Source organism: Streptomyces sp. NPDC005533 (genome assembly GCF_042871845.1).
Classification (GTDB): domain Bacteria; phylum Actinomycetota; class Actinomycetes; order Streptomycetales; family Streptomycetaceae; genus Streptomyces.
The window spans coordinates 1-23,729 of the sequence record NZ_JBIAJH010000040.1; the positions used below are offsets into that span (position 1 = coordinate 1).

The 23,729-nt window shown below is 73.4% G+C and carries 23 protein-coding genes and 1 tRNA gene; 13 read left to right on the forward strand and 11 right to left on the reverse strand.

What is annotated here, in order from left to right:
• Positions 1-91 precede the first annotated feature (91 nt).
• Positions 92-364, reverse strand: a complete 273-nt coding sequence (locus ACFYP3_RS29740; RefSeq protein WP_388839040.1) for a hypothetical protein — start codon at positions 362-364, stop codon at positions 92-94.
• Positions 365-599: 235 nt separating this feature from the next.
• Positions 600-1,388 (reverse strand): IclR family transcriptional regulator, encoded by a 789-nt coding sequence (locus ACFYP3_RS29745; RefSeq protein ID WP_388839043.1) that lies wholly within the window; start codon positions 1,386-1,388, stop codon positions 600-602.
• 89 nt (positions 1,389-1,477) lie between these two features.
• On the opposite strand from ACFYP3_RS29745, the gene ACFYP3_RS29750 reads away from it, so the two are divergent.
• Both ACFYP3_RS29750 and ACFYP3_RS29755 read left to right on the forward strand, forming a co-directional pair.
• On the forward strand, positions 1,478-2,167 hold the full coding sequence (locus ACFYP3_RS29750) for a bifunctional 4-hydroxy-2-oxoglutarate aldolase/2-dehydro-3-deoxy-phosphogluconate aldolase (protein WP_388839046.1): 690 nt from the start codon (positions 1,478-1,480) through the stop codon (positions 2,165-2,167).
• 2 nt (positions 2,168-2,169) lie between these two features.
• On the forward strand, positions 2,170-3,183 hold the full coding sequence (locus ACFYP3_RS29755) for a PfkB family carbohydrate kinase (RefSeq protein ID WP_388839049.1): 1,014 nt from the start codon (positions 2,170-2,172) through the stop codon (positions 3,181-3,183).
• Between the two features lie 141 nt (positions 3,184-3,324).
• Here ACFYP3_RS29755 and ACFYP3_RS29760 read toward each other — a convergent pair whose 3' ends face one another.
• Both ACFYP3_RS29760 and ACFYP3_RS29765 read right to left on the reverse strand, forming a co-directional pair.
• Positions 3,325-4,659: a glycoside hydrolase family 18 protein gene (locus ACFYP3_RS29760; RefSeq protein WP_388839051.1), complete on the reverse strand. Its 1,335-nt coding sequence runs from the start codon at positions 4,657-4,659 to the stop codon at positions 3,325-3,327.
• Between the two features lie 126 nt (positions 4,660-4,785).
• Complete coding sequence (locus ACFYP3_RS29765) at positions 4,786-5,256, reverse strand: hypothetical protein (protein WP_388839054.1); 471 nt, start codon at positions 5,254-5,256, stop codon at positions 4,786-4,788.
• A 322-nt stretch (positions 5,257-5,578) separates the two neighbouring features.
• On the opposite strand from ACFYP3_RS29765, the gene ACFYP3_RS29770 reads away from it, so the two are divergent.
• A complete protein-coding gene (locus ACFYP3_RS29770) occupies positions 5,579-6,268 on the forward strand; it encodes an ankyrin repeat domain-containing protein (RefSeq protein ID WP_388839056.1) in 690 nt (229 codons plus the stop codon).
• Positions 6,269-6,399: 131 nt separating this feature from the next.
• Positions 6,400-6,473, forward strand: a tRNA-Trp gene (locus tag ACFYP3_RS29775).
• 148 nt (positions 6,474-6,621) lie between these two features.
• Here ACFYP3_RS29775 and ACFYP3_RS29780 read toward each other — a convergent pair.
• Positions 6,622-7,065, reverse strand: a complete 444-nt coding sequence (locus tag ACFYP3_RS29780; protein WP_388839059.1) for a DUF732 domain-containing protein — start codon at positions 7,063-7,065, stop codon at positions 6,622-6,624.
• Between the two features lie 318 nt (positions 7,066-7,383).
• On the opposite strand from ACFYP3_RS29780, the gene ACFYP3_RS29785 reads away from it, so the two are divergent.
• The gene (locus tag ACFYP3_RS29785; RefSeq protein WP_388839062.1) at positions 7,384-7,704 is read left to right on the forward strand and encodes a hypothetical protein; all 321 of its coding nucleotides are present in this window, start codon (positions 7,384-7,386) and stop codon (positions 7,702-7,704) included.
• A gap of 35 nt (positions 7,705-7,739) precedes the next feature.
• Positions 7,740-9,272: a PE-PGRS family protein gene (locus tag ACFYP3_RS29790; protein ID WP_388839065.1), complete on the forward strand. Its 1,533-nt coding sequence runs from the start codon at positions 7,740-7,742 to the stop codon at positions 9,270-9,272.
• On the opposite strand, the gene ACFYP3_RS29795 is transcribed toward ACFYP3_RS29790, so the two are convergent.
• Together ACFYP3_RS29795 and ACFYP3_RS29800 are read right to left on the reverse strand one after the other, a co-directional pair.
• Positions 9,248-9,649, reverse strand: a complete 402-nt coding sequence (locus ACFYP3_RS29795) for a VOC family protein (RefSeq protein WP_388839068.1) — start codon at positions 9,647-9,649, stop codon at positions 9,248-9,250. The genes ACFYP3_RS29790 and ACFYP3_RS29795 overlap by 25 nt on opposite strands.
• Before the next feature lie 143 nt (positions 9,650-9,792).
• Positions 9,793-11,418 carry a N,N-dimethylformamidase beta subunit family domain-containing protein gene (locus tag ACFYP3_RS29800; RefSeq protein ID WP_388839071.1) on the reverse strand — a complete coding sequence of 542 codons (1,626 nt, stop codon included), beginning with the start codon at positions 11,416-11,418 and terminating at the stop codon, positions 9,793-9,795.
• A 137-nt stretch (positions 11,419-11,555) separates the two neighbouring features.
• On the opposite strand from ACFYP3_RS29800, the gene ACFYP3_RS29805 reads away from it, so the two are divergent.
• Positions 11,556-12,449: a hypothetical protein gene (locus tag ACFYP3_RS29805; protein WP_388839074.1), complete on the forward strand. Its 894-nt coding sequence runs from the start codon at positions 11,556-11,558 to the stop codon at positions 12,447-12,449.
• Positions 12,450-12,461: 12 nt separating this feature from the next.
• Here the strand turns inward: ACFYP3_RS29805 and ACFYP3_RS29810 are convergent, their stop codons facing one another.
• The 3 genes from ACFYP3_RS29810 to ACFYP3_RS29820 are packed head-to-tail and all read right to left on the reverse strand — an operon-like array spanning position 12,462 to position 15,597.
• The gene (locus ACFYP3_RS29810) at positions 12,462-13,295 is read right to left on the reverse strand and encodes a sugar phosphate isomerase/epimerase family protein (RefSeq protein WP_388839077.1); all 834 of its coding nucleotides are present in this window, start codon (positions 13,293-13,295) and stop codon (positions 12,462-12,464) included.
• The gene (locus ACFYP3_RS29815; RefSeq protein ID WP_388839080.1) at positions 13,292-14,449 is read right to left on the reverse strand and encodes a dihydrodipicolinate synthase family protein; all 1,158 of its coding nucleotides are present in this window, start codon (positions 14,447-14,449) and stop codon (positions 13,292-13,294) included. Before ACFYP3_RS29815 ends, ACFYP3_RS29810 begins: the two co-directional genes overlap by 4 nt.
• Positions 14,446-15,597, reverse strand: a complete 1,152-nt coding sequence (locus tag ACFYP3_RS29820) for a Gfo/Idh/MocA family protein (RefSeq protein WP_388839082.1) — start codon at positions 15,595-15,597, stop codon at positions 14,446-14,448. Before ACFYP3_RS29820 ends, ACFYP3_RS29815 begins: the two co-directional genes overlap by 4 nt.
• A gap of 169 nt (positions 15,598-15,766) precedes the next feature.
• Here ACFYP3_RS29820 and ACFYP3_RS29825 point away from each other — a divergent pair, with 169 nt between their 5' ends.
• Both ACFYP3_RS29825 and ACFYP3_RS29830 read left to right on the forward strand, forming a co-directional pair.
• Complete coding sequence (locus ACFYP3_RS29825) at positions 15,767-16,843, forward strand: LacI family DNA-binding transcriptional regulator (protein ID WP_388839085.1); 1,077 nt, start codon at positions 15,767-15,769, stop codon at positions 16,841-16,843.
• Positions 16,840-17,676, forward strand: coding sequence for a sugar phosphate isomerase/epimerase family protein (locus tag ACFYP3_RS29830; protein ID WP_388839088.1), 837 nt, complete (start codon positions 16,840-16,842; stop codon positions 17,674-17,676). The genes ACFYP3_RS29825 and ACFYP3_RS29830 overlap by 4 nt, the downstream gene beginning before the upstream one ends.
• 108 nt (positions 17,677-17,784) lie before the next feature.
• On the opposite strand, the gene ACFYP3_RS29835 is transcribed toward ACFYP3_RS29830, so the two are convergent.
• Positions 17,785-18,243: an RICIN domain-containing protein gene (locus ACFYP3_RS29835; RefSeq protein WP_388839091.1), complete on the reverse strand. Its 459-nt coding sequence runs from the start codon at positions 18,241-18,243 to the stop codon at positions 17,785-17,787.
• Between the two features lie 157 nt (positions 18,244-18,400).
• On the opposite strand from ACFYP3_RS29835, the gene ACFYP3_RS29840 reads away from it, so the two are divergent.
• The 4 genes from ACFYP3_RS29840 (at position 18,401) to ACFYP3_RS29855 (ending at position 23,414) form a co-directional block, all read left to right on the forward strand.
• Entirely contained in the window at positions 18,401-20,047 is a 1,647-nt protein-coding gene (locus tag ACFYP3_RS29840) for a hypothetical protein (protein WP_388839094.1), read from the forward strand.
• Positions 20,047-20,829: a WD40 repeat domain-containing protein gene (locus tag ACFYP3_RS29845; RefSeq protein WP_388839183.1), complete on the forward strand. Its 783-nt coding sequence runs from the start codon at positions 20,047-20,049 to the stop codon at positions 20,827-20,829. Before ACFYP3_RS29840 ends, ACFYP3_RS29845 begins: the two co-directional genes overlap by 1 nt.
• Complete coding sequence (locus tag ACFYP3_RS29850; protein ID WP_388839097.1) at positions 20,826-22,208, forward strand: WD40 repeat domain-containing protein; 1,383 nt, start codon at positions 20,826-20,828, stop codon at positions 22,206-22,208. Before ACFYP3_RS29845 ends, ACFYP3_RS29850 begins: the two co-directional genes overlap by 4 nt.
• A 90-nt stretch (positions 22,209-22,298) precedes the next feature.
• Complete coding sequence (locus ACFYP3_RS29855; RefSeq protein WP_388839100.1) at positions 22,299-23,414, forward strand: AI-2E family transporter; 1,116 nt, start codon at positions 22,299-22,301, stop codon at positions 23,412-23,414.
• The last annotated feature ends 315 nt before the right edge of the window (positions 23,415-23,729 follow it).

The window sequence follows — 23,729 nt, forward strand, 5'->3', positions numbered from 1 at the left end:
CCGCCCGCTGGGCATCGGTGACCGACAACGGCGGAATCTTCGGGCCTGGACGACTCATGCCCGACTAACAGTGAATCTCTGACTCAGGTCACTAGTTCCGTGCCACCTTGCAGGCGCTCACCGCGGTCCCGTTGGTGACACTGCTCGCGGTCAGGCCGGTCACGCACTTCTCGTGGTTGCCGGACTGCGCGTCGGAGCACGCCGTCCGGATGGCGGCCGAGGCTTCACCGCCCCGCAGTTCGCGTTCGACCTGATTGATGCAGGCCGAGACGTCCGCGTGGGCGGCGGGGGCCACGAGGGCCGTGCCGCCGAGGGCGAGGGTCAGGCCGGTGAGGACACCTGCGATACGGGTCGACGTGCGCATGGAATGCACCTGCTCTCCGGGATCGTCGCGCGGCCCGGACCTGGTGTGGGGGATCCGCGCGGGAACTGCGCCGAGCGCATGCGGCCGGTGTGCGGCGTACGGCATGCGGCCTGCGGTGGCGGCCCCTGTGCCGGGGCCCCCGCACCGGACCGGCTCGGCAGAGCCTCCCCTTCCACCTTCGACGCTAGAGCAGCCCCCCGCCGCACGCACCCGCTGGGCCCGGTCCCCGGGCCCGTCACAGCAGTGGAGCCAGCGCCTCCGCGGCCGCGCGCAGGGCCGGAGCGTACGTCTCGATCTCCTCGCGGGAGACCAGGAAGGTGACCGTGGTGACGCTGACCCCGCCGACCGGCCGTCCCGTCGGGCCGGGGATCGCGGCGCCGATGCAGCGGATGGTGGGCTCGTTCTCCTCGTCGTCCAGGGCGTGGCCGCGGGCGCGGACCGCCGCCAACTCCGCTTCCAGGGCGTGCCCGGTGGTGAGCGTGTGCGGCGTCCGGCGCGGCAGTCCGGTGGAGGCGATCAGGTCCCGCACCTCCGCGGCGGGCAGGCGGGCCAGGATGCTCTTGCCGATCGCGGTGGAGTGCAGCGGCATGCGCATGCCGATCCGGGAGGCCGTCCGGAACGGCTGGTCGCCCTCCAGCTTGCGGATGTAGGTGATGGTCTCCCCACTGTGCAGGGCGAGATGGACCGTCTGGCCGGTGGTCCGCTGGAGTTCGCCCAGGACGCGTCCGATGCTCGGCGGTTCCCCGGCGCCGACCAGGGCGGACAGTTCGCGCAGCCGCGGCCCCACCCCGTACCGGCTCTCGGCCTCCTGGCGCGCGAAGCCCTGTTCGACGAGCGAGGCCAGGATCCGGAAGGTGCTCGACTTGGGCACCGCGGCCGCGGCCGCCACGTCGGTGAGCCGGTGCGGTCCGCCGGGGGCCGCGACCGCCTCCAGGACGCGCAGGGACTTCTCCAGCGCGGAACCGGCGGCCGAGGTCCGCCCGGCGCGCGGGCCGTCGGGGACTTCGTCCACATCCGTTGACATGGGACCTCTCGAGGTGGATAGGGTCTAGACCAAATGGTTCCGCTACACGATACGGTGTTCCGCTACGTGGAACAACGGGAGGTCGTTCCGTGTCCAGCCACCCGTACGACGCGCCGCTCGACGACCCAGCCGGCCACCCCTTCGAGGTGCTGGCGGGCCAGCGGCTGCTGCCGGTGCTGCGCGACGCCGACGCCCACGAGGCCGTCCGCCGCACCACCGCGCTGCTCGCCGCCGGCTGCCGCGCCGTCGAACTGACCACCTCCACCCCCGGCTGGGCCGAGGCCCTCACCTGCACCGCCCTCCTCGATGACGCGCACGGCCGACCCGCCCTCATCGGCGTCGGCACGGTCACCACCGCCGCGCAGGCCGGGACCGCGCTGGACGCGGGCGCCGCCTTCCTGATTTCCCCGTACCCGGCCCCCGAGGTCCGCGAGGTCGCCCGGCGCCGCCAAGCCGTCTTCATCGAGGGCGGGTTCACCCCGGGGGAGATCGCCGCCGCCGTCCGCGCCGCGGGCGCCGCCAAGATCTTCCCGGCCCACGTGGGCGGTCCGACATTCCTCCGCTCCCTCAAGGCGGTCCTGCCCGCGGCGGTCCTCATCCCCACCGGCGGCATCCGGCTCGCCGAGGTCCCCGACTGGCTGGCCGCGGGCGCGACGGCCGTCGGCATCGGCAACGGCCTGCCGGACGACCCGGGTGAACTGGCCGCCGTGTTCGCCGCCGTGAGCAGGCATACGGGTGCGGGTACGGGTGCCGGCGCGGCCGTGGCAGGGGAGCGCTGACCGTGCCCCGACGACCCGACCCGGCCTACGACGTGCTCGTACTCGGCGAGGTCCTCGTCGAGATCCACGCGGGCACCACCCTGCGCGAGGCCGCCGACGGCACCCCGGCCCGCATCTCCTACTCCGGTGACGCACTCAACGCGGCGGCCGCCGCAGCGGCGGCCGGGGCCCGCACCGCCCTGCTCGGGGTGGTCGGCGACGACGAGCTCAGCACCCCGCTACTGCGCCGGGCCACAGAACTCGGCGTGGACGTCGCCCACCTGCGCCGCGCCCCGCACCCCAACGGCGCCTACCTGCTCTCCGCCGACACCGACGGCGACCGTCAGTTCGTCTACTGGCGCACCCGCAGCGCCGGTTCCACCCTCGGGCCCGCGCACGTCGACTCCTGGCGCGAGCTGCTGACCCGCTGCGGAGCCCTCGTCACCAGCGGCATCACCGGCGCCCTGTCGCCGAGCAGCCGCAGCGCCGTACTGGCCGCCGCCCACCTCGTGCACGGGGCGGGCGGCCACCTCACGTACGACCCCAACTTCCGCCCCCGGCTGACGGGCCGCGCCGAGGCCCGGGAGCTGCTCGCCCGGATCGCCCCGCTGACCGGGCTGCTCAAGGCCTCCTGCCCGGCCGACGCGACGGCCCTCGTCGACACCACCGACCCGCGCACCGCCGCGGCCCGCCTGCGCGCTCTCGGCGCCCGTACGGTCGCGGTGACCGCCGGAGCCGACCGGCTGCTGCTCGACGACGGCACGCGGGCGGCGTACCACCCCGTACCCGTGAACCCCGCACCGGTGGACGCGACGGGCGCGGGCGACTGCTTCACCGGCACCACCACCGCCCGGCTCGTCCTCGGCGACACCCTCGCGGACGCCGTGGCGTACGGCGCGGCCGCGGCCTCCCTCTCGGTCTCCGGCCGCGGCGGCACCGGCCACGTCCCCACCTTCACGGACACGGCGACCCTGGCCGCCGCCCACCGCGCCACGGGGACGCGCGACGCGGCCCGCGAGAGCACGGCTCGCCCCTGACAGGCCGCCCGCCGCGCAGGGCCACGTCGCAGTTGTAGGTCGGGGTGGTCCCTGCCGTACGGGTGGAGGGCGCCGCCGGGCCGGATGGGTTTCCGCGGCCCGGCGGCGCCGGTCGGTGGCGTCGGCCGGGGGCTGTGCCGGTCAGTGTCCGCGCAGCCCCCGGTCCACGGCCGTCATCAGCTCGCCGTCGGAGGTGTCCGCGTCGAGCGACCAGAACATCGCGCCGCCCAGGCCGTGTTCGCGTACGTAGTCGGTCTTGGCGCGCAGCACCTGCGGGTCGTCGTACGTCCACAGCGTGGTGCCGTCGAACAGCCAGGCATGGCCCCCGCGCCGGTCCCGGTGGACCTGGTAGGTGCCGGAGTCGGCCAGTTTCCTCAGCGCCTTGTAGTCCTCGTACCCGGCGGACCAGGTGGCCGGCGCCGGGCCCGTGGCGGGCTGTCCCATGCCGTCCCCGCCGCCGCTGACGCCGGTCCAGCCCTGCCCGTAGAACGGCATGCCCATCACCAGCTTGTGCGCGGGAGCGCCGCGCAGGCGCCAGGCGTCCACCGTGCCGTCGACGCTGAAGTCCCCCCGGGCGTAGAGCGCGGACTGCTGGGCGGTCCTCGGCTCGCCGGAGACGTGGAAGTCGTAGCCCTGCAGGGTCACGAAGTCGAGGTCGCGCATGATCCGGCGGACGTCGAAGCCCGCGTCGATCTTGGCGGGGGCGGTCGGGACGAAGGCGGTCAACTCGTACTTCGTCTTCCTGCGCTGGCTCTTCGCGTACGCGTCGAGCTGGGTGCGGAACTCCTTGACGAGCTCGGCGAAGTTGCGCTTGTCCTCCGGCCGGAACTTCGTGTCGGTGTCGCCCGCGGAACCGGGCCACTCCCAGTCGAGGTCGATCCCGTCGAACACGCCGGCGGCCGCCCCCGCACCGCCGCGGCTGCCGTCCTGCGGGAGGTTGCCCTTGATGTAGAGGTCGATGCACGAGGCCACGAAGGCCTTGCGGGAGGCGGGGGTGAGGGCGGCGTCGGAGAAGTGGGTGGACCAGCTCCAACCGCCCAGCGAGATGAGTACCTTGAGGCCGGGGTGCCTGGCCTTGAGCTCGCGCAGCTGGTTGAAGTTGCCGGCGAGCGGCTGCTCCGCGGTGTCGGCGACCCCGTCGACGGAGTTCGCGGCGTCCAGCGGCCGGACGTAGTCGGCCCAGGCGTCGGCCTCGCCCGGCACGTTCCCGGTGAAGCAGGTGCCCTGCGGGCTGACGTTGCCGAAGGCGTAGTTGATGTGGGTGAGCTTGCCGGCGGAGCCGTTCGCCTCCAGGTCCTGGACCTGGAAGTCCCGTCCGTAGACGCCCCATTGGGTGAAGTATCCGACCTTCTTGTACGAGCGGTCGGGTCCGCTCGCCGCACCGCTGACGTCCGCACCGGCGGCGGGCGCGAAGGCGGTGAGCAGGGAGAGGGAACAGGCGGCGACGGCCAGCCTGCCGAGCATGCTGCGGCGCATGGGCTTCCTTTGCGGAGGCGGGGAGTGGGCGTGAGCGCGTGCGCGGTGCATGCCGGAAACTATTGGTCTGGACCAGAGCGGTCAAGGGGGTGGCCGAAACTCACCTGCGGCCCAGGGGCCCAGGGCCTACGGGAGGCTCCACTGGCCGACGTCGTCGCCGAGACCGGTGTTGAGGGCGAACTGGACCGCGGCCGCGCCGGCGTCCTCGGGGAGCCGGAAGGTGACGAAGCCCTCCGTCGTGCCGCCGGGTTCGAGCGTGACGGTGTCGGGGAAGTTCGGGCCCGCCGTCGTGGGGACGTCGAGGCCGGTGAACCGCTGCCCGGTGGTGTCGAGGAGGTGCGCGGCCGGTGCGGGGGAGTCCCGGTAGACGGCGGTACCGGTGTTCTCCAGCCGGAAGCGGACGGCGAGGAGCCGATCCGGCCCGTCGGCGTCGGCCTCGGCCGGGAGGTCGGCCGCCGGGCTCGCCGGGTCGACCACGTGCGTCAGCGTGACGTCGAGGCGCTGGCCGGGCTCGTTCCCGGCGAGGGAGATCGTCTCGCCGGAGCCGTCGGGCGCCGCGCCCAGCAGCAGGGCGGGGGCGAGGAGGGCGAGCGCCACCAGGGCGCCGCGGAGGCGGCGGCGACGCCGCGTCGCACGGCCCGGGGGGCGCGGGCTGCCCGGGCGGCCCGTCCTCCGGCTCCGGGGCACGGACGGACCCCCCGTCGCACGGTTCACCCTGCTCACGATCCTCCGCGCCGGCGGCCCCCGCCACCCGCGCCGTCCGCCTGCCCCGCCACCCCGGGCCCGTAGGGTGGGCGCCACGCGCGGGAACGGCCCACGGACGGCGGCGGACGCCCACGGCCTGCGGCGGGCTGCCGCGAACGGCGGCGGCCGCGGGCGTTTCGCGGACGGCCTGCGGAGGGCCGGGACAGGTCCAGGGATGACCCAGGAAGACCCCGGGGAGGGGCGGCACGTGCCCCTCCTCGAATCCGGCGACCCGCTCGCCGTCGCCGTCACCGCCGCGATCCGGGGCGGCGACCTGCCGCGCCTGCGGGACCTCCTGGACGCGCACCCGGGGCTCGCCGCCACGCGCATCGTGGGGCGCGGGCCGGCGGCCGGCGGGCGCAGCCTGCTGCACATCGCCACCGACTGGCCCGGCCACTACCCCGACACGGCCGCGGTGATCCGTACGCTCGTCGCGGCCGGAGCCGACCCGGGCGCCCGCTTCGTCGGGGCGCACGCCGAGACCCCGCTGCACTGGGCGGCGAGCAACGACGACGTGGCCGCCGTCGACGCCCTCGTCGCCGCCGGCGCCGATGTCGACGCCCCCGGCGCCGTCCTCGGCGGCGGTACGCCGCTCACGGACGCCTGCGGCTTCGGCCAGTGGCGGGCCGCGCGCCGGCTGCTCGCCCTCGGAGCCCGCCCCGACCTGCAGGACGCGGCCGCCCTCGGCCGCTCGACACGGTCGAGGAGTTCCTCACGGCCGGCGCTTGCGCCGAGGAAGTCACCAGCGCCTTCTGGCAGGCCTGCCACGGCGGTCAGTTGTCCACGGCACGCCGTCTGCTGTCCCACGGAGCGGACATCGACTGGATCGGCTACGACCGGCTCACCCCGCTCGACATCGCCCTGACGAGCGAGAACGCCGAACTGATCGGCTGGCTGCGGAGCTCGGGCGCCCACAGCGGCCAGCGACTCGCACCCGGTTGAGCGCGAAATGCAGTGGATGTCCGGGTCCGGCCGTGCCAAGGTTGATCCCACCGAAGGGGTGTAGCTCAGCTGGTCAGAGCGCCGGTCTCCAAAACCGAAGGCCGCAGGTTCGAATCCTGCCGCCCCTGCTGTCCAGTACCCGAAGCCGATGGCCCCGGTACGGGAACGCGCGCCAGAGCCCCGCCGGGAGACCGGCGGGGCTCTCGTGCTTTCATGATCGGCCGCGGAACCCCGGCCGTCCCGCGGCCACCCGCACCGAGGTGGCCGGTGGCCCCGTCAGTACGTGGGGCAGAGATTGGTCTGTACGGCGGCGAGGATGAAGGCCGCCTTGGTGAGGCCGAAGCCGTCCGGGTGGTTCGGGCCGATGAAACGCCTGTTCGTGGACTCGACGCGCTTGGTCGGGTCCTTCTCGTCCTTCATGGACTGGCACTGACTCAGGCCCCGGGAGATGGCCTTCTCGTCGTCGCCGTTGACGATCTCGGGGTCGATCTTGTTGAGCGCCGCGAGGTAGATCATGCGCTGCTCGGGGGCGGGGCTCGGCGGGGTGCCGGCGGCGGCTGCGGAGCTGGGGGCGTCGGGGGAGATGCTCGACTGCGATGCGGCCGGCGGGGCGGAAACCTTGTCGTCGGGCTTGGGCTCGCTGGTGACGGCGCCGGAGCAGCCGGTGAGGGCGAGGAGGCCGGCGGCGGCGAGGAGGGTGACGGTGTGGTGTGTGCGCATCGCGCCACTCTGCCGGGGCGCCGGCAGTCATGGAGCGGACGTGACAGGTCTGTGACGCGCGAGAGCCTCCACGGGGGTGGGGTTCTCGGAGGTTTGTCCGGGCGCGTCGGAAGTGCCCTGCTGCCACGCCTCCGGCCGGTTCGAGTCCTCCCGGGGTCCACCGCGCTCGGCGTGCCGGACCCCCTCCGGCCGCGCAGGCTGGATGCATGGCCGAACAGACGAAGGCCACCGGACCGATGGTGCGGGGAGGCGAGCCGGATGTGGGAGCGATGGGCGCGACGGGACCGACCGGGGCGTGAGGAAGGACGGTACTGGGGCGTGCCGCCGCGACCACCGGCCCACCTGCTCCGTCCCGAGGACGGCCGTCCCGTCGACGCGGCTCGGCGGACGGCGATCCTCGACTGGACGGTGAGCCAGTACGTCGCGACGGGCTGGCGGGTGGAATCCCGCTCTCCGACGCAGGCGGTCCTCGTCCGCGGGCAGCCGGTGAACCATGTGCTCCACGCCATCCTGACGGTGTTCACCTGCCTGCTCTGGGGCATCGTGTGGATCGCGCTCGCGGTCGGAAACCAGGTCGAACGAGTGGCGCTCACCGTGGACGACGACGGGCAGGTGCAGGTCGTGCAAGGCCCTGGGTGATCCGGGGGCCCGGATCACCGACTACATTCCCCCGGATGGGGAGCACGCGGGGGACCGGGGACGAGTGGGCCGGGCTGGACTACGGGACGGCCGCCGCGGAACGGGCCCGTGAGGCCCTGGCGTGGAACCGTGCCGTGCCCGACCACATCCTCGTGCGGCTGCTGGACACGCCCCCGGCCCACCTGCTCTGGCGCCGTGACCTGCCCGAAGCGGTCCTGGATGCGGCCGTGGACCACCCCCAGTGGACGGTGCGAGCCCGGCTCGCGGAGACCCGGGTCCCGTGGGGGATGTCGGCCGAGCGCTGGTCCCGACTGCTGTCGACGGAAGAGGTCGGGCGACGGCGGTACGCCCTCCTCACGGTCGCGGTGGCCGCCGGGGCCCGGCTCACGGCCGAGGCGTACGAGATGCTCGCCCGCGACCCGTCCGGCGCGGTCCGGGAAGCACTCCTCGAACTGCCCGCCGTACCCCCCGACCTGGCGGTGGCCCTGACCGCCGACCCGGTTCCCGCCGTCCGCTCGGCGGCCTGCCACGCGGCCTGGCCGCACCTCGATCCCGAGGCCCGGGCCGGGCTGAGCGCGGACCCGGTCGAGCGGGTGCGGCTGGCGGCCGTGGTGGCCCGGCACGAGGAGGAGCCGATCACCGAGGAGGACTTCGAGGCGGTGAGCGCCACCCATGACATCGCCGGGCTCCGCCTGGACCGGGACCTCGCCGCACAGCTCTGCGCCGACGCGGACCCGGAGCAGCGCAAGCACCTCGCCAAAAACCCCTACCTGGACCCCGACCTCGTCGAGCTCCTCGCCGCCGACCCGCAGCACGACGTACGCCTCGCGGTGTCGCTGCGACCCGAGCTGACGGAGGAGCAGCGGGCCGCCGTGGACGTGGCCGTCGACCCCAGGCGGATGCGGCACCCGCTCCCGTGGGTGGTCGCGCTGCACGAGGACGAGGAAGCCATGCGCCGCCTCGCGGCCTCCGGCCACGTACTGCTGCGCAGCAGCGTCGCGACGGCCCGACGGCTGCCGCCGGACGTGGTGGAACGGCTGGCCCGGGACGAGGACCGGGTCGTACGCCTCTTCCTCGCCGAGCGCTGCAACGACGCTCCGGCGGACCTGCTCCTGGAGGTGTGGCAGTGGTGGAACGGTAGCCTCTCCACCCCCGACCGGCCCTACGGCCACCCGAACTTCCCGCGCCGCGACCTGCTCCGCTACGCCGAGGACCCGCATCCGCGGCTGCGGCAACTGGCCCTCGACGACCCCGACTCGACGCCCGGGCTGGTGGAACGGTTCAGCCGGGATGCGGACGCGGAGGTCCGCGTGCGCGCCGCGTCCGACCCGCGGCTGTCGGTGCACTCGGCGGTACGGATGCTCGACGACCCCGACGGTGACGTCCGGGCGACCGCCGCCCGGCATCCGCGGCTGCCCGTGCCGGTCCTGATCGGGCTGCTCGGCGACGAGGAGACGGCGGGGGCGGCGGCGCTGAACCCGGCCCTGCCGGTGGCGGTCATGGACCGCCTGACCGCCACCGGTTCACGAGGTGGACCGGTGGCTCAACCGGCGCTGCCCGGCTCCTGATAGCCGTACGGGCGCGTGATGATCTCCATCCCGTGCCCCGCGGGGTCCGTGAAGTAGACGCCGCGGCCCCCGTCGTTGTGGTTGATCTCCCCGGGGTGCCTGCCGTGCGGGTCCGCGAAGTACGGGACTCCCGCGGTCCGGATCTTTTCGAACGCCACGTCGAACTCCTCCTCGGAGAGGAGGAACGCGTAGTGCTGCGGGGTGATGGACTCGGCCGGGACGGTCGCGAAGTCCAAGGTGACGCCGTTGGCGGTCTCGACGGGGACGAAAGGTCCCCACTCCTCCCCGACCCGGAGGCCGAGGACGTTCGCCAGGAACGCGGCGGACTCCCGGTTGTCACGGGAGTGGATGATCGTGTGGTTCAGTTGCACGGACATGAGTGAATGCCTCCGAAAGGCACATCACGGGCGCCTCCATGCCTCACCCAGCCGGTGACCGACACGCGATGCCGTGATCACGATCCTAGGCACCCCGCCCGCGCGAAGTCCACCCCGCGCCCGCGTCCCGGAACGCACCGGTCTCACGAACCCCCGTACACCGCCTTGACGTTGTCCTGCGCCGGGTGCGACCGGCCCGCCGGGCCCGCGGCGAACACCCGCAGGAGGTTCTCCGTCACCCGGGTGGTCAGCGCCCCGGACCGCGCGTCCAGGCCGTGGTTCCTCCCTCCGCGGCCGTCGCCCGTCGCGTCCAGGGCCTCGACCCACCGCATCGTGCCGGTCGCGAACACTCCCGCCCCGCTCGCCACCGTGTAGTACGCCGTGTCCTGGTGGCTGGGACGTCCCTCGCACACCACGGGTGAGTGGGCCAGTATCTCGATCGGCCGCGGCGTCGGGAAACCGGTGTCGACCTTGTCGTATTCCACCCCGACGAGGTGCTCGAAACGGTCGCCGGCCCGCGCGCCGGTGCCCTCGAACAGCCAGTGATCCGGGTGGGTCACCACGTACGGGGCGTCCACCGGATAGCCGTCGTAGATCACGCCGAGCAACGAGCTCTCCGGGTCCGCGCCGGGCGCCGAACGGAAGTCCACCGTCGCCGGATGGCCCCGCTTGAACCCCGGGTCCTGGTCGTAGGAGGACTTGTAGCAGACCAGCGTCCGGTCCGGCCCCAGGTCGGAGGCCTCCAGCCGGATCCGGCGGAAGCAGCAGTTCGCTCCGAGGATCGCGATGTTGGTGCCGGCGTCGCGGGCGGCCGTGAAATGGGCGCGCTGCTCCGGGGACCAGTACTCGTCGTGCCCGAGCGAGAGCACCGCGGCCGCACCCTCCAGCAGCCGCTTCTCCCGAGCCACGTCGGTCGTCGTCGCGTAGGCCAGGGGTATGCCGAGCCGCTCGGCCAGCGCGATCAGCGGAGCCTCGTAGACCAGGAACAGGCCCGCGCCGTCGTCGTACTCGTACGGCCGGTCGAAGGTCACCGCGAGCGAGCGCGAGGCGTAGCCGCCGCTGGGGCCGTCGTAGCTGCCGTAGCCGCCCCACCGGTTGTACGCCTGCCAGGTGGCCACCGCGTTGACCACGACCGTACGCCCGGCCGTCGCCGCGGACCGGACGGTGATGGGGACGAAGCGCTGCCCCTCGCCGCCCTGAGCGTCGAGCCGCAGCAGGTAGCAGCCCTCCGGCCAGTCCCTGGTCTCGACCGTGGTGGTACGGGCCCAGCGCGTGCGGACCATCCGGGTGCCCGGGTCCACCGTGTGCTCCGGCTGGCGCGCCCCCGGGAGGGCCTCGGAGCGCCACACCAGCCGGGCCCGGGCCCCGCCGTACCAGCCCATCCGGTAGGCGGCGACGGTGAACCGCGGCGCGGTGGTCGACACGTGCAGACCGAAGGACTCGCCGGGCAGGACGCTGACCTTGTCCGCGAAGCCCTCGATCGCCCGCGCCGGCCCCGCTTTGGTGACCGGCCAGTCGGCGTGGCCCTGCTTCGCGTTCTCGGCCTTGACGTCGAAACCCTGCGCACGCCCCGCCGACGGCTCCCCGCCCGCCACCGACCCGCCGGCCCCGGCACCGCCCGGCCCGTCGGCACCGCCGTCCCCGCCCCCACAGCCGGCCACGGCGCCGAGCCCGGCAGCCGTGGCCGCCCCCGTCGCGATCGCGAGGAACCGCCGCCTGCCTGCGCCTTCGCCGTCACCGGCCGGTCCGGCTATGTGCTCCTGATCCATGGTGGGCACGGTATGTCACCGTTGGACCCCCACCCCCACCACCCCCTCACCCGCCCCTGTCCCCTTCCCACAACCCCTCCTGATCTACGCTGACCTCCTGTCGTTTAGGGCACCAACCGACCCTGGGGGAAAGCGATATGACGTACAGCGACGCACATGGACCGGGCGCCGTCCGGCAGCTGTGGCAGCTGCTCGAACCCGTCCACGCCATCGTCTACTTCGCCCCCGAGGCCTACGAGGAGGCCGGCGCGCTCGGCTACGCCACCGACGACAGGTGGCCGATGTACTTCGCCTTCCGGGCCGCCCCTCTCGGCCCGGCCGCACCGGAACTCGTGAACGCCCTCTTCTTCAGCTTCAGCCCGCGGATGGTGGAGCGGTACGTCGCACAGTCCTGGCACACCGCCCCGCCGGCCGGGGTGCTCGCCGCCCGCGCCGTCGCCGCGGACCGCTCCCTGCGGGCCCTCCTCGGCGAGCGGACCGCCTCCTCGGACCTGGCCGAGGCGGCCGTGCTCGCCCGGCGGGCCGCCGAAGCCGCCCCCACCGCCGGCCGCCCGCTGGCCGCCGCCAACGCCGCCCTGCCCTGGCCCGACGCTCCGCACGCCGTGCTCTGGCACGCGGCGACGATCCTGCGCGAGCACCGCGGGGACGGCCACCTCGCCGCCCTCCAGGCCCACCACCTCGACGCGGTCGAGTCGCTGGTCCTGCACTCCGCCGCGGGCGCCGCCCCCGCCGAGTGGTTCGAGAGCCGCCAGTGGTCCGCCGACGAGTGGAGCGCCGCCCGGGACCGGCTCGCCGCCCGGAACCTGCTCGCCGCGGACGGCACGGTCACCGACGCCGGACTGGTCCTGCGCACCGCCGTCGAGAAGCTCACCGACGAACTCGCCTCGAGTCCCTGGTCGGCGCTGACCCCGAAGGAGACGGCCCGACTCGTGGAACTCCTCTTCCCGCCGGTCCTCGACATCGTCGGCGCCGGGATCCTCCCGACCCGGAGCACCCTGGGCATCGGCATGAAGTACGACTACGAGGGCTGACCCGCCGACCGCTCAGGCCACGTGCTCGCGGTAGCGCTCGATCACCTCCCGCAGCACCTCGGTACCGTCCCGGGCCCACAGCTCCGGGCTGAAGATCTCCACCTCCACCGGGCCCCGGTAGCCGGCCGCGTCGGCCAGCTGCCGGAAGCCCCGCAGGTCTATGGATCCGTCGCCGAGCTGCCCGCGCCCCAACAGCACGCCCTCGGGCAGGGGGGTCACCCAGTCGGCCACCTGGACGGACACGAGGCGCCCGGACCCGCCGGCCCGGAGCAGGTCGGCGGGCAACCGCTCGTCCCACCACAGGTGGTACGAATCGGCCACCACCCCCACCTGCTCCGCCGGGAACTGCTCGGCGATGTCCAGGGCTTGGCCGAGGGTGGAGACCACACAGCGGTCCGAGGCGAACATCGGATGCAGCGCCTCTATCCCCAGCCGTACCCCGTGCCCGGCCGCCCAAGGCGCCAACTCGCCCAGGATCCCGGCTATCCGTCCGCGTGCCCCCACCAGATCCCGGTCACCCGCGGGCAGCCCGCCCGAGACCAGGACCAGCGTGTCGGCACCCAGTTCGGCGGCCTCCTCCACCGCCCTGCGGTTGTCGTCCAGCGCGGCCGCCAAGCCGGCCGGATCGGCCGCGGTGAAGAACCCCCCGCGGCAGAGCGAACTGACACGCAGCCCGGCCCCGGCGACCAACTTCGCCGTCTCCCGCACCCCGAACCCGCGGACGGGTCCGCGCCACAGCCCGACGGCTCCCACTCCGGCCGCCACGCACCCGGCGACCAGCTCGGGCACCGACCACTGGCGGACCGTCTCCTGATTGAGGCTGAACCGCGCCGGCGCCGCGCTCATGACGACACCCCGTACACGGCGAGCAGCCGGCGCATCCGGTCCTCCGCGAGCTCGGGATCGGGGAACAGTCCCAGACCGTCGCCCAGCTCGTACGCCGTCGCCAGATGGGGGAGGGAGCGGGCCGACTGCAGCCCGCCCACCATCGTGAAGTGCTCCTGGTACCCGGCCAGCCAGGCCAGCAGGACCACGCCCGTCTTGTAGAAACGCGTCGGCGGGGCGAAGAGGTGTCTCGACAGGGGGACCGTCGGGTCCAGCAACTCCCGGAATCCGTCGGTGTCGCCCCGGTCGAGCGCGAGCGCTGCCCTGGCGGCGACCGGGGCTATCGGGTCGAAGATCCCCAGCAGCGCGTCGCCGGCCAGCTTCCCGTCCCCGGCGATCAGTTCGGGATAGTGGTAGTCATCGCCGGTGTAGCAGCGCACTCCGGCCGGCAGCCGGCGCCGGATGTCGATCTCCCGTTCCGCGTCCAGCAGCGACACCTTGATCCCCTCCACCTTCTCCGGACGATCAGTGATGATCTTCAGGAGGACGTCCGTGGCTGGGTCGAGGTCCGCATGGCCCCAGTAGCCGGCCAGCGCCGGGTCGAACACGGTCCCCAGCCAGTGCAGCACCACCGGCCGTGAGCTCTGCCGGAGCAGGCCGTCGTACACCTCCAGATAGTCCTCGGGGCCACGCGCCGCCGCGGCCAGGGCCCGCGAGGCCATCAGGACCGCCCCCGCCCCGCACGCCTCGATGTGCGCGAGCTGCTCCTCGTACGCCGCGGCGATCTCGGCGAGGGAGTACGCGCGGCCGGCCGCGAGCTGGTCCGTGCCCGCGCCGCAGACGATCCGGCCGCCCACCGCCCGGGCCTCGGCCGCCGACCGGCGGATGAGCGCAGCCGCCGTCGGCCAGTCCAGGCCCATGCCGCGCTGCGCGGTGTCCATGGCCTCGGCCACCCCGAGCCCTTGTGCCCACAGGCGGCGTCGGAAGGCCAGAGTGGCCTCCCAGTCGACCACCGGCCCGGCTTCGGCCGACGCGGCAAGCGGATCGGCGACGACGTGGGCGGCCGCGTAGAAGACGCGGCTGCGGCCCGGGCCGCAGGTGAGCGAGGGATACGGAGCGGTGTTCGGCCGGTGCAGGCGGAACCCGCCGTCGGCCGAGGGGAGTCGGATGCTCACAGCGTCACCTCCGGCACCGGCAGCCGCCGGCCCTCGGCCGAGGAGCGCAGGCCCAGCTCGGCGAGCTGTACTCCGCGCGCTCCGGCCAGGAGGTCCCACCACCAGGTCTCGTCGAGGGCGACGTGCCGTAGGAAGAGCTCCCATTGGGCCTTGAAGCCGTTGTCGGCGGGATCGTGGTCCGGTACCTCCTGCCACTGGGAGCGGAAGTCCTCGGTCTGCGGCAGATCGGGATTCCACACGGGCTTCGGTGTCGCCCCGCGGTGCTGGATCCGGCAACCGCGCAGCCCGGCGACGGCCGACCCGTGGGTGCCGTCCACCTGGAACTCGACCAGTTCGTCACGGTTTACCCGGACCGTCCAGGAGGAGTTGATCTGCGCGACCGCGCCGCCGTCCAGTTCGAAGATCCCGTACGCGGCGTCGTCGGCCGTGGCCTCGTACGGCTTGCCCGCCTCGTCCCAGCGGCGGCCGATGTGCGTGCGGGTGAGGGCCTGCACCGTGCGCACCCGGCCGAAGAGCTCGTGGAGCAGGTACTCCCAATGCGGGAACATGTCGGCGACGATGCCCCCGCCGTCCTGCGTGCGGTAGTTCCACGACGGCCGCTGCGCGGTCTGCCAGTCGCCCTCGAAGACCCAGTACCCGAACTCCCCGCGCACGGACAGGATCTCGCCGAAGAAGCCGCTCTCGATCAGCCGCCTCAGCTTGAGCAGCCCCGGGAGGAACAGCTTGTCCTGGACCACGCCGTGTTTGATCCCGGCGGCCGCAGCCAACCGGGCCAGGTCGAGAGAGGCTTCGAAGGTCAGGGCCGTCGGCTTCTCGCAGTAGACGTGCGCCCCCGCCCCTATGGCCTGGCGGACCGCCGCCTCGCGTGCCCCGGTGACCTGCGCGTCGAAATAGATCTCCACCTCCGGATCGGCCAGCACGGCCGCGAGGTCCGTGCTGATGTGCTCCAGGCCGTGCCGCTCGGCGATGGCCCGCAGGGCGGGTTCCCGGCGCCCCACGAGAACCGGCACCGGCCAGAGCGCCGTTCCGTCGCCGAGGTCGAGGCCGCCCTGCTCGCGCAGGGCGAGCAGAGAGCGGACCAGATGCTGCCGGTACCCCATGCGCCCGGTGACGCCGTTCATCGCGATCTTGATCGTCCTGCGCTCCATGGCTCCCCCTCCATCGACAGAAAGCGCTTTCTCTTCGATCAGGCTAGGGCGGCATTCATTGCCAGCGCAACACTCGTTCGAGTGATAGAAAGCGCTTGCTGAATCGGGCAGTATGGAGATCCAGACCCAGGATGAGACGATGACCCGGTTCCTGAAGGAGGGGTGCAGCATGGCGGTGACACTGGCCGAGGTCGCGGCGCAGGCGGGCGTATCGCCCGCCACGGTCTCGCGCGTACTGAACGGCGGATACCCGGTGGCCGGCTCCACCCGGACCCGGGTCGAGCGCGCCGTCGAGGAGCTCGGCTACGTCGCCAACGGCCCCGCCCGCGCCCTCGCGGCCGCCACCTCCGACCTCGTCGGCGTCCTCGTCCACGACGTCGCCGACAGCTTCTTCGGGATCCTCGCGGGCTCCCTGCAAGGAGCCCTGGCGCCCACCGGCCACACCGGAGGCCGCCGACTCGCCGTCGTCTGCAACACTGAAGGCGACCCCGCGGCCGAACTGGCCTACCTCACCCTGCTGGAGGGGCAGCGCGCCGGCGGGATCGTCCTCACCGGAGGCGCCGTCGAGGACCCCGAGCACACCGCCGCACTGGCCGCCCGCATCGCGCGGATGGCCGCCGGCGGAGCCCCCGTCGTCCTGTGCGGGCGGCCTCCGCTGCCCGTCCCCGCCGGACTGCCCGTCACCACCGTGATGTTCGACGACCACGGCGGCGCCTTCCGCCTCGCCGAACACCTGCTGGCACTCGGTCACCGTCGCATCGCCTATGTCGCCGGCCCCCAGGGCCTGAGCACCACCCGCGAGCGGTTCGCCGGACACCGCGCCGCCCTCCTGCGGCACGACCCCGACCTCCCCGAGGCCTGCGCCGCCCTCACCGTGCACGCCGCCTTCGAACGTTCCGCCGGCTACGACGCCACCAGGGAACTGCTCCGCCGCGGGGCCCCCTTTACCGCCGTCGCGGCCGCCAACGACACCATCGCCACCGGGGTCGCCGCCGCCCTGCGCGAGGAGGGGATGAGGATCCCCGAGGACGTGTCCGTCGCCGGTTTCGACGACCTGCCCTTCTGCGCGGACACCGCCCCCGCGCTCACCACCGTCCGGGTGCCCCTGCGCGAGGCGGGCGTGCTCGCCGCCCAGCTGGTCACCGGCCGCCGGCCGCAGCCACCGGGCGGAATCACCACGCTGCCCACCGAGCTGATGGTGCGCGCCTCCACCGCGCCGCCGTCGACCGAGGGGAGCCGTCCGTGAAGTACGCCTTCTCCACGCTCGGCCTGCCCGGCGCGCCGCTCGACCGCAGCGCGGCCCTCGCGGCCTCCCAAGGGTTCGACGGCCTCGAACTGCGCGCCCACCCCGAGGAACCGCTGCACCCCCACAGCACGGCCGGAGAGCGCGCCGCCGGACTGCGCACCCTCACCGCCGCAGGCGTCACCGCCCTCGCGGTCGCGGGGTACGCCAGGGTGGCCGCCCCCGGCACGGACGAGCCCGTCCTCGCCGAACTACGCGCCCTGATCCACCTCGCCGCCGATCTGGAGGCCCCGTACATCCGCGTCTTCCCAGGGGGCGCCGACCTGCCCGAGGAGGCCGCCGACGCCCACGCCGTGCGCCGCCTGCGCGCCGCGGCGCCGTTCGCCGAGCGGCACGGCGTGCGGATCCTGCTGGAGACCCACGACTCCCATCGCACCGCCGCCGCGGCCGCCCGAGTGCTCGACCGGGTCGCCCACCCGGCCGTGGGCGCCGTGTGGGACGTCCTGCACACCTGGCTCGCCGGCGAACACCCGGCCCGCTCCCGGCAGGCGCTGGCCGCGCACCTGGGCTACGTACAGGTGAAGGACGTGCGGTCAGCACAGGAGCTGACCCCGACGGGCCTCGGCACCGGGGTCCTCCCCCTCCCCGAAGCGGTCGCCGCCGCACCGACGGACGGCTGGCTCTGCTGGGAGTACGAGAAGCGCTGGTACCCGGACGCCGCCGACCTGCCCGAACAGCTCACGCGCGGCAGGGAGCACCTGCAGCGCCTGGTGGCCGGACAGGTCCCGGCAGACAGTCGGACGGCTGGTTCCGGCGGGCTGCACCCCCGACGCTGAACGGTCGACTCTCCCCAGCCGCCGACCCCGCCCCGCCCCGCCTGGCACGGCCCCGCCCGGCGCGAGCCCGCCCGGCCCGGCACGTGATGTGCCGGGCCGGGCAGGTGTTCAGAAGTCCCAGCTCTGGCTCCGCGCGCCGTTGCAGCTCCAGCTCACGAGGAGCTGGCCGATGTCCGGCCGTCCGGCCAGGATGTCGAGGCCCTTCCCGTTCACCCGGTTACGGATCTCGCTCCCGTTCCGGTACCACTTCTGGTGGAGGCCGCCGTTGCAGTCCCACATGCTCACCGAGCCCTGGTCACCCAGGTGGGGGCCATAGATCTCCAGGCACTTTCCGTTCATGTTGGAACGGATCTGCTCACCGTCCCAGTACCACTGCTGGTTGGTGCCGCCGTGGCAGTCCCACGTCACGGTGGAGGCCCCGTTCTCCTGGTGGAACATGAAGATGTCGGCGCACCTCCCGTTCAGGTTGGACTTGAGCAGCGGGGCCGCGGCGTACGCCGGCGAGCCCGTCAGAACAGGGCCGGCCAGCAGCCCGGTGACCGCCGCCAGCAGCATCAGTCGTCGCACGGACCTCATGTTTTCCCCTTCCCATCACGGTTGCGCGGTTGCGCTGGACCCTGTGTAGCCGCCGGTTGTTGTCCGGCGCCGGAGGGAGGGTTCCGGACATCAAAAGCTGGACACACACCACCCGACACGGCTGCGGAATGCCGCAGAAAGGAAGGCAATGCCACGCCCCGAACGCCCGCTCGACCCGGACTCCGGTCTTCTGACACACTTCGCGGCCGACCTACGGAAGCTGCGCGAGGCGGCGGGACGGCCGCCCTATCGGGCACTGGCGAAAAGGGCGCACTACTCGTCCACGACACTGTCGGACGCCGCGGGCGGGCACACGTTTCCGAGCCTGGCCGTCACGCTCGCCTACGTCGAGGCGTGCCAGGGCGACCGCCGCGCATGGGAAACCCGCTGGCACGCGGCCGCCGCCGAGATCGCCGCGAACGCACAGCGCGAGGAGCCCGGGGACACCACGCGGGAGAACCCGCCGTACGCGGGGCTGTCGGCGTTCCAGCCGGAAGACGCCGACCGGTTCTTCGGGCGCGAGCGCCTGACCGGCGAGCTGCTCGCGAAGGTGTACGACCGCCGCTTCCTGGCCGTCTTCGGGCCGTCCGGATCGGGGAAGTCCTCCTTGCTGCGGGCAGGGCTCGTCGCCCGCGCACGGGCGTCGGGATGGCCGGTGATGCTGTTCACGCCGCGTCCGCATCCCGTGGAGGAGTGCGCGATCCACCTGGCCGCGGCGACGGGAGAGGCACCCGGCGCCCTGGTGACCGAGCTGCTGGACGATCCGTTGGCACTGCACCTGCGCATCCGGCAGACCATGGTCGACCGCGCACCGGACGTCGACACCCTGATCGTCGTCGACCAGTTCGAGGAGGTCTTCACCCTCTGCCGGGACCGGGACGAACGCGAGGCGTTCATCGCCATGTTGCTCGCCGCGACCACGGCGGCGACCAGCCGAACCCGGGTGGTACTGGGCGTGCGCGCCGACTTCTACGGCCACTGCGTCCAGGACTCCCGGTTGGTGGAGGCGATCCGCGACGCGCAGATCGCGGTCGGTCCGATGAGCAGCCAGGAGCTGCGCGAGGCCATCACCCGGCTGGCCGTGCTGGCCGACTGCACGGTGACCGGCCCGCTGCAGGCCGCCGTGGTCGCGGACGCGACCGGTCAGCCAGGTGCGCTGCCCCTGGTCTCGCACGCGATGGTCGAGACCTGGCGCCGGAGCAGCGGCAGCCGCCTGACGCTGGAGGGGTACCTGGCGGCCGGCAGAATCCAGCACGCGCTCGCGCATACCGCGGGGGCCGCGTACGGGGCCCTCTCGCCGGTGCAGCAAGACCTCGCCAGGTCGCTTTTTCTGCGGCTGACCGCACTGGGCGATGGCACCGAGGACACCAGGCGCCGGATCACCAGGGACGAGCTGGACCCGAGTGCCGACACCGTCCACGTGCTCGAATCCCTGGCCCGGCAACGGCTCGTGACGCTGGACCAGGAAAGCGTTGAGATCACCCACGAGGCGATCATCCGCTGCTGGCCGAGGCTGCGCGGCTGGCTGACCGAAGACCGCGACCGGCTGCACCTGCACCGGCAGCTCACCGACGCGACCGCCGGCTGGGAGGCGCACGACCACGACCCGCACGCCCTCTACCGGGGTGCCCGCCTGGCCGCGGCGCTGGACCTGGCCGCCGCCGACGGCAGCCGGCTGACCTCCAGGGAACGGCGCTTCGTCGACGCGAGCCGGGAAGCGGAGGCCGCGAGATCGCGGCGGTCAGGCGGCGGACGGTACGCCTCCGGCAGCTGGTCACCCTGCTCACCGTGCTGATGGTCATCGCGGCGACCGCGGGCGGGCTGGCCGTGGACTCGCGCGACTCCGCCCTCCGGCAGCGCAACGTCGCCATCGCGCGGAAGGCCGCCGCCGACGCCGCCGAGGTGCGGCAGCACGACCCCGCGCTCGCGGCGCAGCTGAACCTGGCCGCGTACCGGCTGGCAGCCACCGGCGACGTCCGCGACCAGCTCATGAGCACGTTCGCGACGCCCTACACGAGCCCGCTCAGCGGCCACACCTCCGACGTCGTCTCGATCGCCTTCGCCGCGAAGAGCAGGGTCGTGGCCACGGCGAGCTGGGATCGCACGGCCCGGCTGTGGGACATCGGGGACGCCCACCACCCCGTACAACTGGCCGTCGTGCACCAGCCGGAGCGGCTCATGGCGGTGGCCTTCGACGGCGGTGGCCGCGTCCTCGCCACGGCGAGCGAACGCTCGGTGCGGCTGTGGGACGTGACGGACCGGCGTGCGCCCGCCGAGCTGAGCACGCTGCCGGACCAGCGGGCCGCGCCGACATGGGTGGCGTCCGGCCCGGGCGGCCTCATCGCCACCGGCCACACCGACGGTGCGGCGCGACTGTGGAACGTGCACGATCCCCGCCACCCGCGGCTGCTGGGCACCTTGCCCGGCCACTCCGGCACGGTCACCTCGGTGACCTTCAGCCCGGACGGGCGCACGGCGGCGACCACCGGCGACACCACCACCCGACTGTGGAATGTCGACGACCCAGCGGAGCCGCTGCTCCTCGACGTCCTGCGCGGCCACACCGATTCACCGTGACCTCGGCGGCCTTCAGTCCTGACGGCCGGACCCTGGCGACGGGGAGCTGGGACCGCACCGCGCGGGTCTGGGACATCGCCGCCGCCTGCAGTAGGAGCAGTAGCAGCGGCGGCGGTCGGCGAGCACAGCCACTGGCCGTCCTGCGCGGCCATCCCGCGATCGTCTGGTCGGTGGCGTTCAGCCCGGACGGCAGCACGCTCGTCTCCGTAGGCGGGACCACCCTGTTCTGGGACGTCGCCGCCCCGGCGGACCCGAAGCGGACCAGCATGCTTCAGAGCGGTTTCTACCAAGCCGTGTTCAGCCCCGACGGACGCCTGCTCGCCAACGCCGACAAGCTCCTGGACCTACGGGACCTGTCGCTCGCGACCCACGACGACGTGGTCACCTCCTTGGCGTTCGCCCCCGGCGGCCACCTGCTCGCCAGCCCCAGCTGGGACGGCACCGCACGGCTGTGGCAGGTGACCGGCGGCCGGGCCCTGTGGCCGTTGTCGGTCCTCCACGGACACACCAGGTTCGTCCGCTGTGTGGCGTTCAGCCCGGACGGGCGCATCCTCGTCACCGCCGGCGAGGACGGCACCGTCCGGGTGTGGGACGTGACCGATCCGCGGAAACCGCGGCTCGCCTCGGTACTCGCCCCTGACGGGGGTGAAGTCGCAGGCGCCGGCTTCGGCCCGGGCGGGCACCTGCTGGCCGTCTGGGCACAGGACACGGCCGGACTGTGGGACCTGACCGATCCTGGCAACCCCCGGCCGCTGAGCCGGATCGCCGAGGACGGGCCGCACGTCACGATGGCCTCGTTCCGGCCGGACGGCCGCACGCTGGTGACGAGCACCGGCGAGTCCGGTTCGCTGCGGTTCTGGGACATCAGCGAACCGCGCAACCCCCGGGAACGGCCGTCGCCGTTCCGCTCCGAACCCCTGACCGGCGGCGTCTTCAGCGCCGACGACCGGAGATTGGCCGCCTTCCACCGCACGGACAAGACGGTCTGGCTGATCGACGTCAGCGACATCGACCGCCCGGCGAAGGTGGCCCAGCTGCCGGCTTCCGGGTCCTGGCTCTACACCCTGACCTTCGACGCGGACGGCCGCAGGCTGGCGGCCGGCGCCGGGGACAGCAAGGCGCTGCTGTGGGACCTGAGCGGTGAGGCCACCCCCGCCGTCCTCACCGGTCACTCGAACCCCGTACCGGCCGTGGCCTTCAGCCCGGACGGCACCACCCTGGCCACCGGCGGCAACGACTTCACGATCCGGCTGCGGGACACCGGCCTGGACGCGGTCGCCACCCGCATCTGCGACAGCGCGTACCCCCGGATCACCAGAACCCAATGGGCGCAGTACTTCACGGCGGTCGACTTCAACCCGCCCTGCCCCGCCACGTGACAGCCGTCTCAGGTACGCCCCAGCGGCCGGGGTTCGTGGCTGTCATCGGCGGTGCCCAGAGGCGTGGGGAATTGTGAATAGGGTGACCCCATGTCTGTCACGTTGAGCTCCTCGAAGGCCGCTGCCGCACTCCGTACGTCGGCACGGGTTTCCGCCGAGTTGCTGGTGGTCCTGGTCATGGCGGCGGCGGCCCTGTGGATTCTGAGCCGGATGTGGTCGGTCGTCTGGCCGCTCATAGTCGCCCTGTTCCTCACCACCCTGACCTGGCCCGTCGCCGACTTCCTGCGCCGGCGCGGGTGGCGGCCCGCCCTTGCCGCCTCCACGGTGACCGTGCTGTTCCTCCTCCTGGCCGCGGGCATCGCGGCGCTGATCGCCGTACCCGTGGCCTCCCAGTCGGGCGAACTGGTCGACGGCGTGTCCGAGGGCATCCAACGACTGCGCGAGTGGGCGGCCGGGCCGCCGCTGAACATCGGCGACGAGCAGATCACCGGCGCGTCCGACGCCGCGATCGACCGCCTCCAGAACAGCGTCGGCAGCGCGGTCTCCACCGTCGTCACGGGCGTGAGCACCGTCTTCAACGGCCTGGTCACCGCCGTCCTGGCGCTCTTCCTGATGTTCTTCTTCCTCAAGGACGGCCCCCGCTTCCTGCCGTGGCTCACCCGCCAACTCCCCGGCCGGCTCGCCACCGACATCCCGGTCGTGGCCGCGCGCAGCTGGCAGACCCTGGGGTCGTTCGTCCGGTCCCAGGCCTTCGTCGGCCTCCTCGACGCCGTTTTCATCGGCCTGGGCCTGTGGATCGTGGGTGTACCCCTCGTGCTGCCGCTGGCCGTTCTGACCTTCGTCTCCGCCTTCGTACCGATCGTGGGAGCCCTGTTCGCCGGCCTGGTGGCGGTGCTCATCGCGCTGGTGTCGAACGGCCTGACGGACGCGCTGATCGTGCTGGCCATCATCGTCGCGGTGCAGCAGCTCGAGGGAAACGTGTTCCAGCCCATGATCCAGAGCCGCAGTCTCGGTCTCCACGCGGCGGTGGTCCTGTTGGCGGTGACGCTGGGCGGCAGCCTGGCCGGCGTCGTGGGCAGCCTGCTGGCCGTACCGGCGGCCGCACTCGTCGCCGTCGTCTGGAACTACCTGCGCGACCAGCTCGCCGAACCACCGCGCGAGCCGGACGCGGACGCACCGCTTCCCACCGCTCCCGCACCGTCGTAGGGCGGGGACGGGTCGGGTTCCGGCGGGCTGCCCTCCGTCGCCGGGACCGTGCACCATCCGGTGTCAGCGGCGGCTGTTACGGTCCGGCCATGACGTGCCCCGACGACGTGCTCACCGTCCTGCGCCGGCGTCCGGATCTGGCGAGGGTGGCTGCAGGATCCTTCGGTTTTGATCTCGACAGCGCCGAGCACGTGGAAGAGGTCCGTCTGGCCAACGGAGCGCCGTTGAGGGCCGTGGCGGGTGACGACACCGGCGGAACCTACTTCACGTGTGCCGACGGGGCTGTGCTCTACGCGAGTTCCGAAGGCGCAGCGG